Origin of the sequence: Pseudorhizobium banfieldiae, assembly GCF_000967425.1 — a bacterium.
Lineage (GTDB): Bacteria > Pseudomonadota > Alphaproteobacteria > Rhizobiales > Rhizobiaceae > Neorhizobium > Neorhizobium banfieldiae.
On the sequence record NZ_FO082820.1, the window covers coordinates 868,882 to 883,741 of the forward strand.

A 14,860-nucleotide genomic window follows, 5' to 3' on the forward strand; every position below is an offset into this window, starting at 1 on the left:
GATGAAATGTTGAAATGCGATGACAGAATCGCAACAGGCAAAAGCGGCAACCCCCTTATCGGTTCCCGGCACGGATATGTGAATGACCGAACTGCCCTTCTGGAAGACGAAATCGCTGGAGGAGATGGACCAGCGCGAATGGGAGAGCATCTGCGACGGCTGCGGTCTTTGCTGTCTCAACAAGCTGGAGGACTGGGAAACCGGCGACGTCGTCTTCACCTCCGTCCGCTGCCGGCTGATGGATGGCACGAGCTGCCGCTGCACCGACTATGAGAACCGCCAGGCGACGGTGCCGGAGTGCATCCAGCTGACGCCGTCGGCGGTCGACGAGATCGTCTGGCTGCCGCCTACCTGCGGATACCGACTGCTGCGCGAAGGCCACGACCTCTACTGGTGGCATCCGCTGGTTTCCGGCGATCCCGAAACCGTCCACCAGGCCGGCATCTCCGCCCGCGGCCACGAGACCGTCAGCGAAACGGACGTCCCGGTGGAGGATTTCGAGGAGTACGTGGTGGACTGGCCGTGGAAGGTGGGGGAGGCGGCCAATGGGCCGCCGGCAGGAGATGCCGGACCCGAGAGATCCGACACTGATCTCCCCGATCCGGCCCGCACCGTCACCGGCTAGAAGATATTCGCCACCGGCTGCCCGAGCGCGACGGCCCCGGCGTAGCGCTCCTGCGGCCCCGCCTGCAGTGGATGATAGCGCGCGCCCTGGATGTCGCGGAAGCGCCGCTCCAGTCCGTTTGCCCGGTAGAATGACGCACCTCCCACTACCTCCATTGCAAGTTCCACGGCCTTGATGGCGTGCCGCGCCGTAAGTGAGCGAGCAATCATCACCTCGTTGACGCTCTCCGCTGACGGGCTGTTGCGCATGGCGACGTCCAGCATCCACCGGTGGGCAAGCTGTGCCGCCCGCAGCTCCGTCTCCATGCGACCGGCAAGCCGTGTCGTGTCGTCGGATACCGGTCGCTTGCGGGCAGCCTCCAGGGCCAGGTCCCGCGCGCTTTCCGCCACCCCCAGGTACACCGCGTAGATCAGCGGGAAGGCGAGCGTCGCGATGACCTGGAAGACGGGATGCCACTCGCCGCTCTTGCGCGAAAAGGCGACGTTCTGGTCGGGAATGAACAGGTTGTCGATGACGACGTCGTTGGAACCGGTGCCGCGCATGCCGAGCGTGTGCCACGTATCCTCGATGTGCACTTCAGGCGCCTTCATCGACGCACCGAAATGAATGACGGAGCGGGTTCCGTCACCGGCGTCGAAGATGGCGCCGGTCATCAGGATGCTGCCTGCCTCCGCCCCGGAAGTGAAGGCCTTGCGCGCGGTCACGCGGTAGCCCCCGTCGACCTTCTCCGCCTTTCCCGAACCGCCGATCCAGTCCGACCCGCCGCTTGAAAGCAGGATCAGCCGCTCGGCCGCGATCCGCCGCAGCAGTGGCTCCACCGCCGTCACGCCCTGGTGGCGCCAGCGCCAGGCGGGAATGGCGACCTGATGAGTGTGCATGGCGAAGGCAAGAGCGGTCGAACCACAGGCATGGGCGATCGTCCGCAGCATTTCGGCAAGCTCCGGAAGCTCTGCGCCGCCACCGCCAAGCTCTGCCGGCACGCCGGCTTCGACAAGCCCGGCCTCCTGCAGCAGTTCGTAGTTTTCGCGGACGAAGCCGTCGGTCTCGTCCGCGGCGGCCGCCCGTTCGGCAATAACGCCGACCAGTGCGCTCGCTCGCTCGACTGCACTCGATGTCGGCTCTGCCGTTTCGGGGCGAGCCAGGGTGTCTGCCAGTCCTTGCATGTCGCAATCCTCCTTCACGAATGACAAGGCCTGCAGTCTGCGCCGATGCCGCCGATCCCTCCAGTTCAGGAACTGTACCGGTGGCCGTGGCGGAAGGTGGTGGTCGATTGTGGGATCGCGGGCGCTGGACTATGATGGGACCAGGCTGGGCTTTGCGAGTGTTTCCGCGATAGGTGCACCATGGAAGAGCGCGGTGGTTACGGGCAGTTCTGCCCGGTTTCGATGGCATCCGAAGTCCTTTGCTCGCGTTGGACGACGCTTGTGGTGCGCGAGCTTCTCTGCGGCTCCACCCGCTTCAACGAATTGCGCCGCGGCGTCCCGAGGATGTCACCGGCCCTGTTGTCCAAGCGGTTGAAGGAACTGGAAAAGGCGGGCGTCATCGTTGTGGAGCGTTCTGCCGGCGGCGGTGTGGAATACCGGCTGTCGCAGTCCGGGGAGGACCTGCGGCCGATCATCATGGACCTCGGCGTCTGGGCCCAGCGATGGATGGAATCGCGGCTATCGCTGAAGAACCTCGATCCCTCGCTGCTCATGTGGGACATGCAGCGCAATCTGGCGCTGGATCATCTCCCGTCGCGCCGCTGCACGGTACAGTTTCTGTACCCCGAGCTTTCGGGCGGGCAGAAACGATGGTGGGTGGTGATCGAAAACGGCAAGGTCGATCTGTGCAACTTCGACCCGGGTCACGAGCTCGATCTTCTCGTCCGAAGCTCGCTCCACACCATGACGGCGGTCTGGATGGGCCTGACGACCGTGCGCGAAGAACTCAAGGCCGGCCGGCTGGAGGTGGACGGCGATCCGGCCTTGATCCGCAACCTGCCGGAATGGCTGGGGCTCAGCAAGTTCGCTCCGGTGCAGCGGATGGTGAGCTAGCCCGATCCATCCTGATCAGGATCAAGGTCACCACGCCGCTGACGAGCAGCATCCAGTCCTGTGGGATATTAAGCAGAAAGGCGGCGCTTCCGCCGATGAGCGACCAGAGCAGGGGGACGACGAGAAGCACAACCGGTACCCGCCGCGTTGCAAGCAGCAAGACGCCGAACGTGAAGATCGTTACGGGGCATGGCGTCACCCCGAATGCGGGCAGTTCAGCCAGGCCGTGCCCGAAGAAAATGCCGATCAGCGGATAGAGAACGGCCGCATAGGTCAAGAGGAAGTAGCCGACGTAGGTCCTGAGCCGGGGAGCATCGCCGAATTCCACGTCCCGCCGGGCAGCGGCCCGCAGGAACAGCAGCCCCTGGAGAAGGAAGCCGGCGCCGAACACGTAGGCAGCCCCATTGATGCTGCTGAAGAACGCCAGATGATAGAACAGACCGGTCCAGAGCCACATGGCGCCCAGCCCGAGGCTCACGAGCACGCCCGCCGACTTCGTCTGCCTCACGACCGCGTAGATGATGGCGACGCCCAGAGCCAGAGCAAGGAGCTGTGCTGGCCATATCGACTGATTGTACGCGGCAAAGACCGCCAGGAACTGGTCGCGGGAAAAGGGCAGCATGTCGAGGCCTCCATGCACCCAGTATCACCGCCGCCATTCGTCCCGCATTGATCAAGCGCAACAATAACCGTTGGCGGCTTCAACGAAGCGCAGAAGCGGACAGATCCAGGGGCTTTCGCCCAGCTCACCTTCCGCCTCCGCTCTACGCCATCGCTATTCGAGCAAAAGCATGAGTGGTTGCCTATTCAGCAATTTGCTGTGCAGCCTGAAGACAGTTTTGTCGCCGAGCGGAATGAAAGAAGCAATAAAAAGGAGATCATTGGTGGCGTGCTCCCGCCACCGACGTTGACAGCACCTCTGAACATCGGCGAATTATTCTAACCTAACTGTTTGCTCGGACAACGTCATTTCCATGTTTGGTAAAGATCGAGGTTCCTTTTTCAACTGGGCAACTACGGTTTTTGTCGTTGTTTTTTTCTGCTTGGTGATTGTGGCAATCTATAAAACGGGGATCGCAACAGCGTTGCGAGACCAGCAGAAACAGGCAAATACTGTTCATTATGCAGAGCAGGTCAATGAGCTGATCGAATCAAGGTGCTCCTCCCGTAACGTTCCAGAATTGACTCAGTGTATTCGCGAAATACTGATTTCAACCAATGAGCATCAACGCGCGGAGCAAGACCTCGTAGCTCAGAAAGAGATGGCAGTCTGGTCGTTGTGGTCGATCTCCATCTCGGGGGCTGCGTTTGTAGTTACAGCCCTGGGCGTCTGGTTCGTCGCATTAACTCTGGATGAGGCGCGTAAGACGACGCGTGCCGCGATACTAGCCGCCGAGGAAGCCGCCAACACAAACGACATAACGAAGAGGGCGTTTCTGAGTGATCAGCGACCGTGGGTAGACGTTGATGTTCAGATCACCAGCGATCTGGTTTTTACGCAAGACGGAATAGTCAGTGAGATAAAAATCATAACCAGCAACCTAGGCAAGACGCCGGCCTCCAGCGTATTTGTAGTGACAACGATCGATTTGGCTGAGCCAGGAGAGTTTAAAGACCTGAAAACGAAAATGATGAAGTTCTGGATCGATCAGCACAATCTCCGTCTCCTAGACCGCGTAAATTGGGGGACCCAAATCGGAGATGCTATCTTCCCGGGCAGTCCCAGAACTCGGACTCAACCGATAACGGTGAAGTCCGACCTTCTTCGTCTACCGAACTCGGAAGGCAAGAAAATTATGCCCGGACTGCTGGTGGCCTGCACATATGGTCCTAAGGAGGACGGCGGGTTCTACGTGACGGCCAAGATGTTCCATATCAATGGCCCGGGAGACGTCCGGAAAGTGCATCCCCTGACAGTGCCTGCGAGTGGAACAATCAGTAAAGATGAGATTACCGTATCCAACGTATTCAGCGCAGCCTATGTCACATAGTCGCTACCATTCCTTCCGACACGCTTCGTGAATTCTCTGCACATCGTGCTTGACCTTCCCATGATGGGAAGGTCCACCTATATGCGGAACAGAGGATTCCGCCATGAACCAGACCGTCAAACTGACCCATATCGAACCGATCAGCATCCCCGTCGAAGGCATGACCTGCGCCTCCTGCGTGCGCCGCGTGGAAACCGCCGCCGCCAAGGTGCCAGGCGTGGCGACAAGCTCCGTCAACTTCGCGACCAAGAAGCTGACCGTCGAACCGACCGAGGACTTCTCACCCGAGGCGCTGACCGCAGCGATCGAGAAGGTCGGCTACGAGGTTCCCGCCGGCGCCATGCAGCGGGCGCTTCGGGACGCTGGCTATGCGGCCCCCTCGGCCAATCCCCATGCCGGCCACGGCGCGCACGACCATGCGCATCACGAAAACGCCGCCGACGAGCATGCCGGCCATGACCACATGCACATGCATGGCGACGCAACGCTGAAGCGCGACCTCGCCATTGCCGCGATCCTCACCCTGCCGCTCTTCGTCCTGGAAATGGGCGGTCACGTCTATGATCCCATGCACCACTGGCTGATGGGCGTCATCTCGACGCAGAACCTCTATTACCTCTACTTTGCGCTGGCCACGGTCGTCATCTTCGGCCCCGGCTTCCGCTTCCTGAAAAGCGGCCTTCCGGCGCTCTTCCACGGCGCGCCGGAAATGAACTCGCTGGTCGCGGTCGGCGTGCTGGCCGCCTACGGCTATTCGTTGGTCGCGACCTTCCTGCCCGGCCTGCTGCCGGAAAATGCCCGCTACGTCTATTACGAGGCCGCGACCGTTATCGTAACGCTGATCCTCTTCGGCCGTATGCTGGAGGCGCGCGCCAGCGGCCGCGCCAGCCAGGCGATCTCCAAGCTCGCCGGCCTGCAGGCCAAGACCGCCCGCGTCGAGCGCGACGGCAAGGCGGTCGATATCCCGACCGAGGAGGTCGTGGTGGGTGACGTGGTCGTCATACGGCCCGGCGAGCGCGTCCCGGTCGACGGCACCGTCGTCGACGGTGCCTCGCATGTGGATGAATCGATGATATCCGGAGAACCCGTACCGGTCGAGAAGGGCGAGGGCGCCACCGTCATCGGCGGCACCATCAACAAGACCGGCTCCTTCCGCTTTAAGGCGGAAAAGGTCGGCCGCGATACCATGCTGGCGCAGATCATCCGCATGGTGGAGCAGGCGCAAGGGGCAAAGCTTCCCATCCAGACCATGGTCGACAAGGTGACCGCCTGGTTCGTGCCGGCCGTGATTGCACTCGCCGTCGCAACCTTCTTCGCCTGGCTCGCCTTCGGCCCCTCGCTCAGCCATGCAGTGGTCGCCGCCGTTGCCGTCCTCATCATCGCCTGCCCCTGCGCCATGGGTCTCGCCGTACCGACCTCGATCATGGTGGGATCCGGCCGCGCCGCCGAGCTCGGCGTCCTCTTCCGCAAGGGCGATGCGCTGCAGGAACTTCGCTCGGTCGACATGGTCGTCTTTGACAAGACCGGCACGATCACCAAGGGCCAGCCGGAACTGACCGATCTCGTCACGGCCGAAGGCTTTGGAGAGGATGAGGTCCTGGCGCTCGTCGTGGCCGTCGAGGCCCGCTCCGAGCACCCGATCGCCGAGGCCATTGTCAAGGCGGCAGAGGAGAAGGGGCTGGCCGTCAAGCCCGCCACCGGCTTCCAGGCGACGGCCGGCTACGGCATCGAGGCCCACGTTGCCGGTCGTCGGATCGCGGTCGGTGCCGACCGCTTCATGGAAAAGCTCGGCCTGTCCGTCGCATCCTTCGCAGAGGCTGCCGCCCGGCTGGGGGATGAGGGCAAGACGCCGCTCTATGCCGCCATAGACGGCAAGGTCGCGGCTGCGATCGCCGTTACCGATCCTATCAAGCCCGGCAGCGCCGCGGCGATCGCTGCGATGAAGGAGATGGGGCTGACCGTTGCCATGGTCACCGGCGACAACCGCCGCACCGCCGAAGCCGTCGCCCGCCAGGCAGGCATCGACCGCGTCGTGGCGGAAGTCCTGCCCGACGGGAAGGTCGCCGCCATCCATGAGCTTCGCGCCGGAGGCCGCAAGCTTGCCTTCGTCGGTGACGGCATCAACGATGCGCCCGCACTGGCCGAGGCCGATATCGGCATTGCCGTCGGTACCGGCACGGACGTGGCGATCGAAAGTGCGGACGTGGTGCTCTCGGGCGGCGCGCTCTCCGGCGTCGCCGATGCCATTGCCGTCAGCCGGGCGACCATCCGCAACATCAAGGAGAACCTGTTCTGGGCCTTCGGCTACAATGTCGCGCTGATCCCGGTCGCCGCCGGCGTTCTCTATCCGGCCTTCGGCATCCAGCTGTCGCCGATGATCGCCGCCGGCGCCATGGCCTTCTCCAGCGTCTTCGTCGTCCTCAATGCGCTGAGGCTGCGCGCGGTCAAGGTCAGTTAAGGAGAGATTGCGATGAACATCGGCCAGGCATCCGACGCCTCCGGCGTCTCCGCCAAGATGATCCGCTATTATGAGCAGATCGGCCTCATCCGGCCCATGGGCCGCACCGGAAACAATTACCGCGTCTATGGAGACGAGGAGGTGCACATCCTCCGCTTCATCAAGCGTGCCCGCAATCTGGGCTTCTCGCTGGAGGAAACGGAGACGCTCCTGAAGCTCTGGCAGGACAAGGGCCGCACCAGCGCCTCCGTCAAGGAGGTGGCAGAGGTTCACATCGTCGATCTGGAGCGGCGCATTGCGGAGATGCAGGGCATGGTCAAGACGCTGAAGCATCTCTCCCATTGCTGCAGCGGAGACGACCGCCCCAACTGCCCGATCCTCGACGATCTGGCGGGTGTCGCTCCGGCTCCCGTCCGCGCGAAGAAACGTGCTTGACCCTCCCACTGTGGGAAGGTTCAGAAGGCAACAACAACAAAAGGAGACTGCTCGATGACCACCACTTTCAACGTCCCGGACATGACCTGCGGCCACTGCGAGAAGAGCGTCCGCTCCGCCCTTGGCGAGGCACTGCCGGGCGCTGCCGTGACCGTCGACCTCGACGCCAAGCGGGTCACCGTCGAAGGCGATGCCGCCCGCGCCGAAGAAGCGATCCGGGATGCCGGCTATACGCCGGAAAAGGCTGCCTGACGCCAGGAATAAGATGCCGCCCTGCGAAAGCAATCCAGCAGGGCGGCGGCCGAGGTCCGTCTCGCCTCAGACCGGTGCGGCAGTCTTCAGGTGGGGACGAAGGGCTTCCACGACCTCCTCCGGCTCGAACGGCTTGCTGAGGCAGGGGCTGCCCTGGAACCGCTCGGGAAGGAAGTGGCACTCATATCCGGTCAGGAAGACGAACGGGATTCCCTCTTCTGCAAGACGCTCGGCGAGCGGGAAGACGTCTTCGCCGCCGAGTTTCACATCCAGCGTGGCAGCATCCACGCGAATGCGCTCGTTGTTCAGCAAGTCGAGTGCCATGCGCAGATCCGACACCGGCCCGACGATGTCCGCTCCGGCATCCTCGAAGGCATCCGTGATCATCGAGGCCACCAGATACTCGTCCTCCACGACCAGGACCGCTTTTCCTGCGAAGGTGGTGTCGATCTTGTCTCGTCTCGTCTCCATTTTCTTGCCTCCGGTCTCTCCGGTTGCAGCCCGCTATGACAACCTGCTTTTGCGAGGATACGCAGAGGGAAGGGAGATCGTTCCCGTACGTTAGCGAACGGAGATAACCATGGGACCTTTGAAACCGGCTCAAATAGTTCCGCGAACCGGAGGAGGTTTGCCTCCTTTCCGGCGTCAGTGGATTTTTTGATCCGTCAACCCATTGGAGCAACAACCTTCTTTGATGCGCAGGAGGCCCTGCGGCCAAAGCGGCCTTTCCTTTGCGTGGTTAGCCTCTATATTCGGCCTATCGTCTGCAGACTGAGAAGGGCGCAGACGGCTGAGGGACCAAACGCGCTCTTGCCCCAATCCGGAGGCGCGTGATGGAAACTCCGCTCCAAGCCACCATTTCCAACAAGCTGCTTTCGCTGCTGCCGCCCGATGACTTCGAGCAGATCAGCGGCAAGCTCGAGCATGTCCTGCTGCCGCGAGGAACTTCGATCGGCATGTCAGGCCAGCCGATCGACTACCTCTATTTCCTGACTTCTGGCATCGGTTCGATCGTTGTGGAAACGCCGGAGGGACACCGGGCCGAAGCGGGCATGTTCGGGTTTGACGGTTATGTTCCCACCTCGGCCGTGGCCGATGTGGAACTCAACGCGCATGATGTGAGCATTCAACTAGATGCCGAAGCCTACCGGATGAGCTATGCCGATTTCCGGCATGCCATGGAGACCAACCGGAGCTTTTCGCGCGTCGTCGTCCGCGCCATGGAAGCCTTCTCGATCCAATTATCCTATACGCTCGCCTCGAATGCCATTCATGACGTCACCGAGCGGCTCGCACGATGGCTGCTGATGTGCCACGACCGCGTGCCCGGCGACGAGATCGCCCTGACCCACGAATATCTGGCGGTAATGCTTGCTGTCCGCCGCCCGAGCGTCACGACCTCCCTCCATCTTCTGGAAGGCAGCGGCTTCATCAAATCGGAGAGAGGCAAGGTCATCGTCAGGAACAGACCCGGTCTCCAGGAGTTCGCACGGGATGCCTATGGGCGGCCGGAAGAGGAATACCGGCGTCTGATGAAGGACTTGTTCTGAGCAGGATGGTGCAGCCGGCAGGTCCTCATCATCCATCAGGCGGTCCCTGAGGGAGACGGCCCGTGTCGATCAAACGGTACTATTTTAATATTCGGGATGATGGCAGCACCGTGCTGGATGAAGAGGGGGAGGAACACCGGAGCCTTGAGGAGGCACGCCAGAGTGCTGTCGATGCCATCAAGGAACTCGCCGCCGCCCGGATCAGGACGAACGAGATGATCGGCAACACCGTCCTCGACGTCTGCGACGAAACCGGCGCGGTGCTCATGAGCATTTCGTTGCGGCAGGTGATTGAAGAGCAGTTGAAGCGCTGAGGGTCAGAACTCGCCGATCAGACGGCGGTACTCCTCTTCCGGCTTGCCATAGGCGGTCGTCGCAAATTCCTGCAGGCCCCGGCGGTCGCGGATGGTGATGCGTCCGCGCTCGGCCTGGATGAGCTTCCGGCCCTCCAGCACATGCAGGGCGGTCGTGACGCTCGGCCGCCGGACGCCGAGCATCAGCGAGATGAAATCATGGGTCAGCGCAATCTCGTCGCCATCCACCCGGTCATGGCACATCAGCAACCAGCGCGCGAGACGCTCGTCGACCTGGCGGGTGACGTTGCAGAGCGCGGTATAGGATATCTGCGACGAGAACGCCTGGATGAAGCGCGCCAGCAGGTTGGAGAAGGTGGGGTGTTCCGGCAGCAGCGCCTTCGCCGCGTCGAGGGGCATCCGGAATCCGCGACCTTCCACCTGGATGAGCACCTGATGCACGCTGATCGTGCCGCCCACGCCGGCAGAGGTCGGTGCGAAGCCTTCGCGGCCGAACATGCCGGCCTCCGCGCGCTGCGCCTCGGCCGCGACGGTGACCACCGAACCGATGCCGCTGCACAGGAAGTAGACATGCTCGATCTGCCCGTCGGCGCCGACGATCTCGAAGCCTCGCGGAAGCTCCACCGCCTCCAGGTGGTGCGATACCGCTCCGAACTCGCGTTCGGGCAACAGGGCTAGCAGTCGGTTTTGCGCGGCCGGGTGGTATGCGATGGACATTTTTCTCATTGATGTCGGGCGGAAGGTCCGGCCGCCATGCCCATGAGTCCCCCGGCGGTTCAGAATCGTATAGCACCGCGATTTTGCTGCGGATTTTGGGTACGGTGGCGGACAATCATGGCGCGTGCACGGCTGCTCTCCGGCGGCTTCCGGGGCTGGTGCGATCCTGACGATGCAGTTCTTGGTCCCCTAGCGTACAAAGCCACATCGCCCGATCATTTCCTGATAGCCTGTCATAAGCGTCGAACGATCTTCTCGACGGGCTCCTGCAGACATGGAAGGAGGTGCGGCATGTTGACGAGACAGGACGGGCTTCAGGTTGGTGTATTCACGCCTGATGATCTCGAACTGATGCGCAATGCCTTTCACCTTGCCTTGAGCTCGGAGAAAGGCCTGGATGGAAGCGACAAGGGCGAGGACCTAGGGCGCTCCATCATCCGGCTCTACAGGATGGGCCTTCACGAGCCCCAGAAGCTTGGCGCGGTGGCCGCGCTCATGACCTCCACGAGGCTGGTTCGCAATACCGGGCGCCTGCATATCTCGTGACCGGTTCGGGCCCCACGAGACAGCAGCCTCGCCGGCTGCCGTCCGCTAGATCCGGCTGAGGGGGCAGCGATGACCGACGACCAACGGATCCTGGGCGCACGCATTTCGGGAAGGGTGCAGGGGGTAGGCTTCCGTGCCTGGACACAGGGCCAGGCACGGAAGCTGGGTCTTGCCGGATGGGTGCGCAACGAACGGGACGGAACCGTTGCCGCCGTGTTCGCCGGACCGCCCGCCGCGGTTGCCGCCATGGTGGAACACCTGTGGCAGGGTCCGCCCGGCGCCTCCGTCTCGGCCGTGGAGACCTGGGACGAGAACCTCGCCGATCTGCCGCCGGAGTTCCGCGTCACGCGGTGACGCTCCGCACTAGTTCAAAGCCGCACCCATCTCTGACCCCATCCCCAACCCTTCGGAGAAGGTGGAGGGGAAGGTATTTTTACCCTCTTGTGCTGTGTCTATTTCTGGTTGAGTTAGTGAACTCGATTGCATTCAGTTTGATTCAGTAATGACGAGTGAAACCCCTTTTGCCGCCGTAAGCCGAATGATGCTCGACCGGTGGCTGAAGACGGACGGGCAGCATCCTGCAACCCCCGACACGGTCTACCAGCCGGCGCTCGATCACCTGTCGATCAAGATGCGCCTGACGGTGTTCCACATCACCGGGCCGGACCCGCTGCAATGGGAAATGCGGGCGGTGCGGCATTCGGGCTTCACATCCCGGCTCCTCAACATCAACCAGCTCTTCGCGGATTGCCGCATCGGCGACTTCAAGGATCGCCGTTATATGGAGGAGGCAGTCATCCCGAGGCTGCTGGAGGTCTCCAGGACCCAGCAACCGCGCATCGAAATGGTCAAGACGCGCCTGCTCGGCGTCAGTCTGGGTTATGACAGGATCCTTCTCCCGCAGAAGAACGCCGAGGCTCCCGAGTGGATCATATCGAGCTCCTATGCCCGCTTCCTCCTCAGCCGGCCGCAGGAGCAGGCGAACCTGGACGTGGCTGACGAAGCCATTACCCAGCTTCTGGTCGAGGGTGCGACCGCGAAGGAGATCGCGGCGACGCTCGGCGTTTCACACCGGACCGTGGAGCATCGCCTGAGCCGGCTGAAGGAGCGCATGGGCGCACGCAACACGGTGCATCTCGTCGCCATGCTCATGGCGGGCCATATCGACCGCTCCTGAACGGGCTCAGCGGAAGAGCTGGAGCATGTGTTCCGCATTGGCATTGGCGATGGAAAGCGCCTGGATCGCCAGTTGCTCCTGCGTCTGCAACGCCTTCAGCCGGGTCGACGCCTCGTCCATGTCGGCATCGACGAGACGGCCCACCCCCTGGTCAAGTTTGGCCATGGACTGCTGGACGAAATCCGTCTGCATCCCGATACGCATCTGCAGCGCCCCAAGCACCGACGCGCCCGCGATGACTTTGCTGGTCGCAGTGTCCACGTAGGTGATGTACTCGCCCAGCAGGTCCGGCCGCTTGACGATATCGACATCGAGAAGCTTCATTGTCGCGAGCGGTTCGATGCTGACGACGACGTCAGACAGAACGACACGGGTCGAGGATCCGGAAAGACGATCGGTGAGAGGATTGGAGCGGATGCTCAGGCTCCAGGGTGAGGTGGCTTCCACCACCACGTCCCAGTCCTGCTCCAGGACCGACTGGAGAAGGACAGCCATTTCCTCGGCCGTCTCCACCTTGCCCGTGTCCTTCCCGAGGACGGTATTTACATAGGTGCGGTCGAAGGAGTGATGGGTGGCCGGCTGGCCGTTGATCGAGAAGTTGAAGTCGATCTGTACACCGTCTGCGTTGTTTCCATCCTTGTGGAGGGTGAATGGTTCGAACGAGAGGCCCAGAGCTGCACGCTGTCCATAGCCGGAGAGGCCGTCAGAGACGCCGGTATCAGCAAACGAACTCGTCACGTTGGAAACGCCGACATAGGAGCCGGTGAGCCCGAGCGTGCGATCCTCCAGCGTCCCAATGCCCATCGTTACAGGGTCATGGATCCAGTTGTTGGGGCCGACACGCATGCTCCAGTTGGAGTATACGTGTGCACCCGAGCCAGCGAGGAGGACATTCAGGATCTCGGCATACTTTTCGTTGGTGTCGATCACACCGTTCCAGCCCGGCTTAAGCGTGTCCAGCACGGCGCGGGTGATCGTGACCGTGGTTGTATGGCCCGCCTCGAGAGGAGCAGCAAACCCTGTGGCAGGGTCGTCGGCATCAACGGTAACGTCGAATTCTATGATGTCTGACGGATCATCGAAGACAAGCGGGCCCGGGAAATCAAACGTCTTGAGCGGACGTCCTCCTGTTCCCTGTATCTGCGGTGCCCATTGCTCGATCCATTTGGCGTCGTTGTCCCAATAGCCGATCCGACGGATGCCGCCGATGTTGCCGACGTCACGGGCATCTCCCTGAAGAAGGCCGCCGCCTGTGCTGTTGAAGAGCGAGACCTGCGACAGGTGGATCTTCATGCGTTCGACGGCCACGCCGTCGGTCTTGCTTCGGGTGAAGCCTGCGACCACGGAGACCTGGTTGGTCTGGTCGTCATAGATGTCGGGAACATCCGTGTTCAGCCAGTTCTGCCCGCTGAAGCTCGATGACCGGGCGATCTCCTGGATCTGCCGCTTGAACTGCTCAAGTTCTTCCTGGATCTTCGCCTTGTCGACGCCGTCCTCGGTGGCGGCCACCAGGCGCGCCTTGAACTGGTGCATGATGTCCACGACGGCACTCATGCCCGTATAGGCCGTGTCGACCTTGGCCGCGCCCAGCCCGAGCGCATCGACGACGGCCGCCGTTGCCTTGTTGTCCGACTTCATCGTCGTCGAGATCGACCAGTAGGCGGCATTGTCGGTCGCCGTCTGGATCCGCAGTCCGGTGCTGACCTGCGCCTGGCTCTGCTGCATGCTCGCGCCAATGGTGCGCAGTGTCTGGAGGGCCGCAATTGCCGTGTGGTTGGTGAGGATGCTTGTCATCTGAACCTGCCGCGCTGTTGCCTGCAGGTATGCTTTACAAATGGTTAACGGAAGTTACCCGGGACCTCCGTAGAAATACCGCCGCGGTGGAATTCTCGGTCCCCCGGAAGCCGTGCAGCCCCGACAGGAAAAGCGGTTCAAAGCCAATGTGGAGCCGGCCGGAGAAAGTCACCTGCCCCTAGGCTCCAAACGAAAAAAAAGGGCCCCTGACGGAGCCCTTTTTGCATGCTTCGGGGAGGATCAGAACTTCACACCGATACCGACCTGTACGACGTGCTGGTCAAAGTCGACGTCGGCACCGCCGATGTCGCCGCTGCCGTAGTCGTTGTAGCGGTATTCCAGACGGCCGAACATGTTGTCGGTGAAGGCGTGATCGACACCGGCACCCAGCGTCCAGCCATGCAGCGTGTCGTCGTCTTCGACGGCGCCGCTGGTTTCCACGTTGGTGGCCGTCCAACCGCCGGCTGCGAAGATGAGCGTGCGGTCCATGGCGTAGCCGACGCGGCCGCGAACCGAACCGGAGAAGCCGGTTTCGAAGTCGCTCGTTGCCGTGATGGCATCGTCGTTCCAGTCATAGTTCAGATCGCCTTCGATACCGGCGACAAAGCCGTTCGACATCTGCCAGTTATAGCCGGCAAAGGCGCCGAAGCGGCCGCCGTCGAAATTTCCGTCAGCGCCAAGAGCTTCACCATCGCCCCAGCCGTAGCCGCCGTGGACACCGAGATACGGGCCGCTCCAGCTGAATGCGGCCGGCATTTCAACGGCAGCCGGTGCTTCCGGAACATATTCCACGGCGTCAGCGGCAAGAGCCGAGGTGGATGCCAGCATTGCAACGCTTGCTGCCAGGATGAGAGTTCTCTTCATGATGCGTCTCCTTACTCGAATGCGGATGTCCAAGATGTAACCTATCTCACTCATAAAGCTGTAGCTGAATTACAACAGCTTTTTGTAAATGAGAAATGACA

The 14,860-nt window shown here is 62.0% G+C and carries 17 protein-coding genes; 11 read left to right on the forward strand and 6 right to left on the reverse strand.

Going from position 1 to position 14,860, the window contains the following annotated elements; translation table 11 throughout:
* Positions 1–82 precede the first annotated feature (82 nt).
* A complete protein-coding gene (locus NT26_RS04145) occupies positions 83–625 on the forward strand; it encodes a YcgN family cysteine cluster protein (protein WP_052637556.1) in 543 nt (180 codons plus the stop codon).
* Here the strand turns inward: NT26_RS04145 and NT26_RS04150 are convergent.
* Positions 622–1,788: an acyl-CoA dehydrogenase family protein gene (locus NT26_RS04150; protein ID WP_052637557.1), complete on the reverse strand. Its 1,167-nt coding sequence runs from the start codon at positions 1,786–1,788 to the stop codon at positions 622–624. The two genes, NT26_RS04145 and NT26_RS04150, sit on opposite strands and share 4 nt — an antisense overlap.
* Positions 1,789–1,968: 180 nt before the next feature.
* Here NT26_RS04150 and NT26_RS04155 point away from each other — a divergent pair, with 180 nt between their 5' ends.
* Positions 1,969–2,661 (forward strand): winged helix-turn-helix transcriptional regulator, encoded by a 693-nt coding sequence (locus tag NT26_RS04155; RefSeq protein ID WP_052637558.1) that lies wholly within the window; start codon positions 1,969–1,971, stop codon positions 2,659–2,661.
* Here the strand turns inward: NT26_RS04155 and NT26_RS04160 are convergent.
* On the reverse strand, positions 2,624–3,283 hold the full coding sequence (locus tag NT26_RS04160; RefSeq protein WP_052637559.1) for a DUF6064 family protein: 660 nt from the start codon (positions 3,281–3,283) through the stop codon (positions 2,624–2,626). The genes NT26_RS04155 and NT26_RS04160 overlap by 38 nt on opposite strands.
* A 352-nt stretch (positions 3,284–3,635) precedes the next feature.
* Here NT26_RS04160 and NT26_RS04165 point away from each other — a divergent pair, with 352 nt between their 5' ends.
* The 4 genes from NT26_RS04165 (at position 3,636) to NT26_RS04180 (ending at position 7,797) form a co-directional block, all read left to right on the forward strand.
* Positions 3,636–4,652 (forward strand): hypothetical protein, encoded by a 1,017-nt coding sequence (locus NT26_RS04165; protein ID WP_052637560.1) that lies wholly within the window; start codon positions 3,636–3,638, stop codon positions 4,650–4,652.
* Positions 4,653–4,755: 103 nt separating this feature from the next.
* Positions 4,756–7,110 carry a heavy metal translocating P-type ATPase gene (locus NT26_RS04170; protein WP_052637561.1) on the forward strand — a complete coding sequence of 785 codons (2,355 nt, stop codon included), beginning with the start codon at positions 4,756–4,758 and terminating at the stop codon, positions 7,108–7,110.
* A gap of 12 nt (positions 7,111–7,122) precedes the next feature.
* Positions 7,123–7,545 carry a Cu(I)-responsive transcriptional regulator gene (gene cueR, locus NT26_RS04175; protein ID WP_052637562.1) on the forward strand — a complete coding sequence of 141 codons (423 nt, stop codon included), beginning with the start codon at positions 7,123–7,125 and terminating at the stop codon, positions 7,543–7,545.
* A gap of 54 nt (positions 7,546–7,599) precedes the next feature.
* Entirely contained in the window at positions 7,600–7,797 is a 198-nt protein-coding gene (locus tag NT26_RS04180; RefSeq protein WP_052637563.1) for a heavy-metal-associated domain-containing protein, read from the forward strand.
* Between the two features lie 66 nt (positions 7,798–7,863).
* Here NT26_RS04180 and NT26_RS04185 read toward each other — a convergent pair whose 3' ends face one another.
* Positions 7,864–8,268 carry a response regulator gene (locus NT26_RS04185; RefSeq protein WP_052637564.1) on the reverse strand — a complete coding sequence of 135 codons (405 nt, stop codon included), beginning with the start codon at positions 8,266–8,268 and terminating at the stop codon, positions 7,864–7,866.
* 362 nt (positions 8,269–8,630) lie between these two features.
* On the opposite strand from NT26_RS04185, the gene NT26_RS04190 reads away from it, so the two are divergent.
* Both NT26_RS04190 and NT26_RS04195 read left to right on the forward strand, forming a co-directional pair.
* Positions 8,631–9,347: a Crp/Fnr family transcriptional regulator gene (locus NT26_RS04190; protein WP_052637565.1), complete on the forward strand. Its 717-nt coding sequence runs from the start codon at positions 8,631–8,633 to the stop codon at positions 9,345–9,347.
* 62 nt (positions 9,348–9,409) lie between these two features.
* Positions 9,410–9,661 carry a DUF6894 family protein gene (locus NT26_RS04195; protein WP_052637566.1) on the forward strand — a complete coding sequence of 84 codons (252 nt, stop codon included), beginning with the start codon at positions 9,410–9,412 and terminating at the stop codon, positions 9,659–9,661.
* A 3-nt stretch (positions 9,662–9,664) separates the two neighbouring features.
* On the opposite strand, the gene NT26_RS04200 is transcribed toward NT26_RS04195, so the two are convergent.
* Entirely contained in the window at positions 9,665–10,378 is a 714-nt protein-coding gene (locus tag NT26_RS04200) for a Crp/Fnr family transcriptional regulator (protein WP_052637567.1), read from the reverse strand.
* 291 nt (positions 10,379–10,669) lie between these two features.
* Between NT26_RS04200 and NT26_RS04205 the strand changes: the two genes are divergently transcribed.
* The 3 genes from NT26_RS04205 (at position 10,670) to NT26_RS04215 (ending at position 12,101) form a co-directional block, all read left to right on the forward strand.
* Entirely contained in the window at positions 10,670–10,924 is a 255-nt protein-coding gene (locus NT26_RS04205) for a hypothetical protein (protein WP_052637568.1), read from the forward strand.
* Positions 10,925–10,993: 69 nt separating this feature from the next.
* Positions 10,994–11,278 (forward strand): acylphosphatase, encoded by a 285-nt coding sequence (locus NT26_RS04210; protein ID WP_052637569.1) that lies wholly within the window; start codon positions 10,994–10,996, stop codon positions 11,276–11,278.
* 148 nt (positions 11,279–11,426) lie between these two features.
* Entirely contained in the window at positions 11,427–12,101 is a 675-nt protein-coding gene (locus NT26_RS04215) for a helix-turn-helix transcriptional regulator (RefSeq protein ID WP_052637570.1), read from the forward strand.
* A gap of 6 nt (positions 12,102–12,107) precedes the next feature.
* On the opposite strand, the gene NT26_RS04220 is transcribed toward NT26_RS04215, so the two are convergent.
* Positions 12,108–13,895 (reverse strand): flagellin N-terminal helical domain-containing protein, encoded by a 1,788-nt coding sequence (locus NT26_RS04220; RefSeq protein ID WP_052637571.1) that lies wholly within the window; start codon positions 13,893–13,895, stop codon positions 12,108–12,110.
* Between the two features lie 240 nt (positions 13,896–14,135).
* On the reverse strand, positions 14,136–14,759 hold the full coding sequence (locus NT26_RS04225) for an outer membrane protein (protein ID WP_052637572.1): 624 nt from the start codon (positions 14,757–14,759) through the stop codon (positions 14,136–14,138).
* Positions 14,760–14,860: the final 101 nt, after the last annotated feature.

What these genes read in the sequence shown, in the direction of transcription:
- NT26_RS04215 (WP_052637570.1), top strand. Translation starts at nt 11,427, where the DNA reads ATGACGAGTGAAACCCCTTTTGCCGCCGTAAGCCGAATGATGCTCGAC.
- NT26_RS04160 (WP_052637559.1), bottom strand. Translation starts at nt 3,283, where the DNA reads ATGCTGCCCTTTTCCCGCGACCAGTTCCTGGCGGTCTTTGCCGCGTAC.
- NT26_RS04220 (WP_052637571.1), bottom strand. Translation starts at nt 13,895, where the DNA reads ATGACAAGCATCCTCACCAACCACACGGCAATTGCGGCCCTCCAGACA.
- cueR (WP_052637562.1), top strand. Translation starts at nt 7,123, where the DNA reads ATGAACATCGGCCAGGCATCCGACGCCTCCGGCGTCTCCGCCAAGATG.
- NT26_RS04225 (WP_052637572.1), bottom strand. Translation starts at nt 14,759, where the DNA reads ATGAAGAGAACTCTCATCCTGGCAGCAAGCGTTGCAATGCTGGCATCC.
- NT26_RS04210 (WP_052637569.1), top strand. Translation starts at nt 10,994, where the DNA reads ATGACCGACGACCAACGGATCCTGGGCGCACGCATTTCGGGAAGGGTG.
- NT26_RS04200 (WP_052637567.1), bottom strand. Translation starts at nt 10,378, where the DNA reads ATGTCCATCGCATACCACCCGGCCGCGCAAAACCGACTGCTAGCCCTG.
- NT26_RS04145 (WP_052637556.1), top strand. Translation starts at nt 83, where the DNA reads ATGACCGAACTGCCCTTCTGGAAGACGAAATCGCTGGAGGAGATGGAC.
- NT26_RS04205 (WP_052637568.1), top strand. Translation starts at nt 10,670, where the DNA reads ATGTTGACGAGACAGGACGGGCTTCAGGTTGGTGTATTCACGCCTGAT.
- NT26_RS04170 (WP_052637561.1), top strand. Translation starts at nt 4,756, where the DNA reads ATGAACCAGACCGTCAAACTGACCCATATCGAACCGATCAGCATCCCC.
- NT26_RS04185 (WP_052637564.1), bottom strand. Translation starts at nt 8,268, where the DNA reads ATGGAGACGAGACGAGACAAGATCGACACCACCTTCGCAGGAAAAGCG.
- NT26_RS04190 (WP_052637565.1), top strand. Translation starts at nt 8,631, where the DNA reads ATGGAAACTCCGCTCCAAGCCACCATTTCCAACAAGCTGCTTTCGCTG.
- NT26_RS04155 (WP_052637558.1), top strand. Translation starts at nt 1,969, where the DNA reads ATGGAAGAGCGCGGTGGTTACGGGCAGTTCTGCCCGGTTTCGATGGCA.
- NT26_RS04165 (WP_052637560.1), top strand. Translation starts at nt 3,636, where the DNA reads ATGTTTGGTAAAGATCGAGGTTCCTTTTTCAACTGGGCAACTACGGTT.
- NT26_RS04180 (WP_052637563.1), top strand. Translation starts at nt 7,600, where the DNA reads ATGACCACCACTTTCAACGTCCCGGACATGACCTGCGGCCACTGCGAG.
- NT26_RS04150 (WP_052637557.1), bottom strand. Translation starts at nt 1,788, where the DNA reads ATGCAAGGACTGGCAGACACCCTGGCTCGCCCCGAAACGGCAGAGCCG.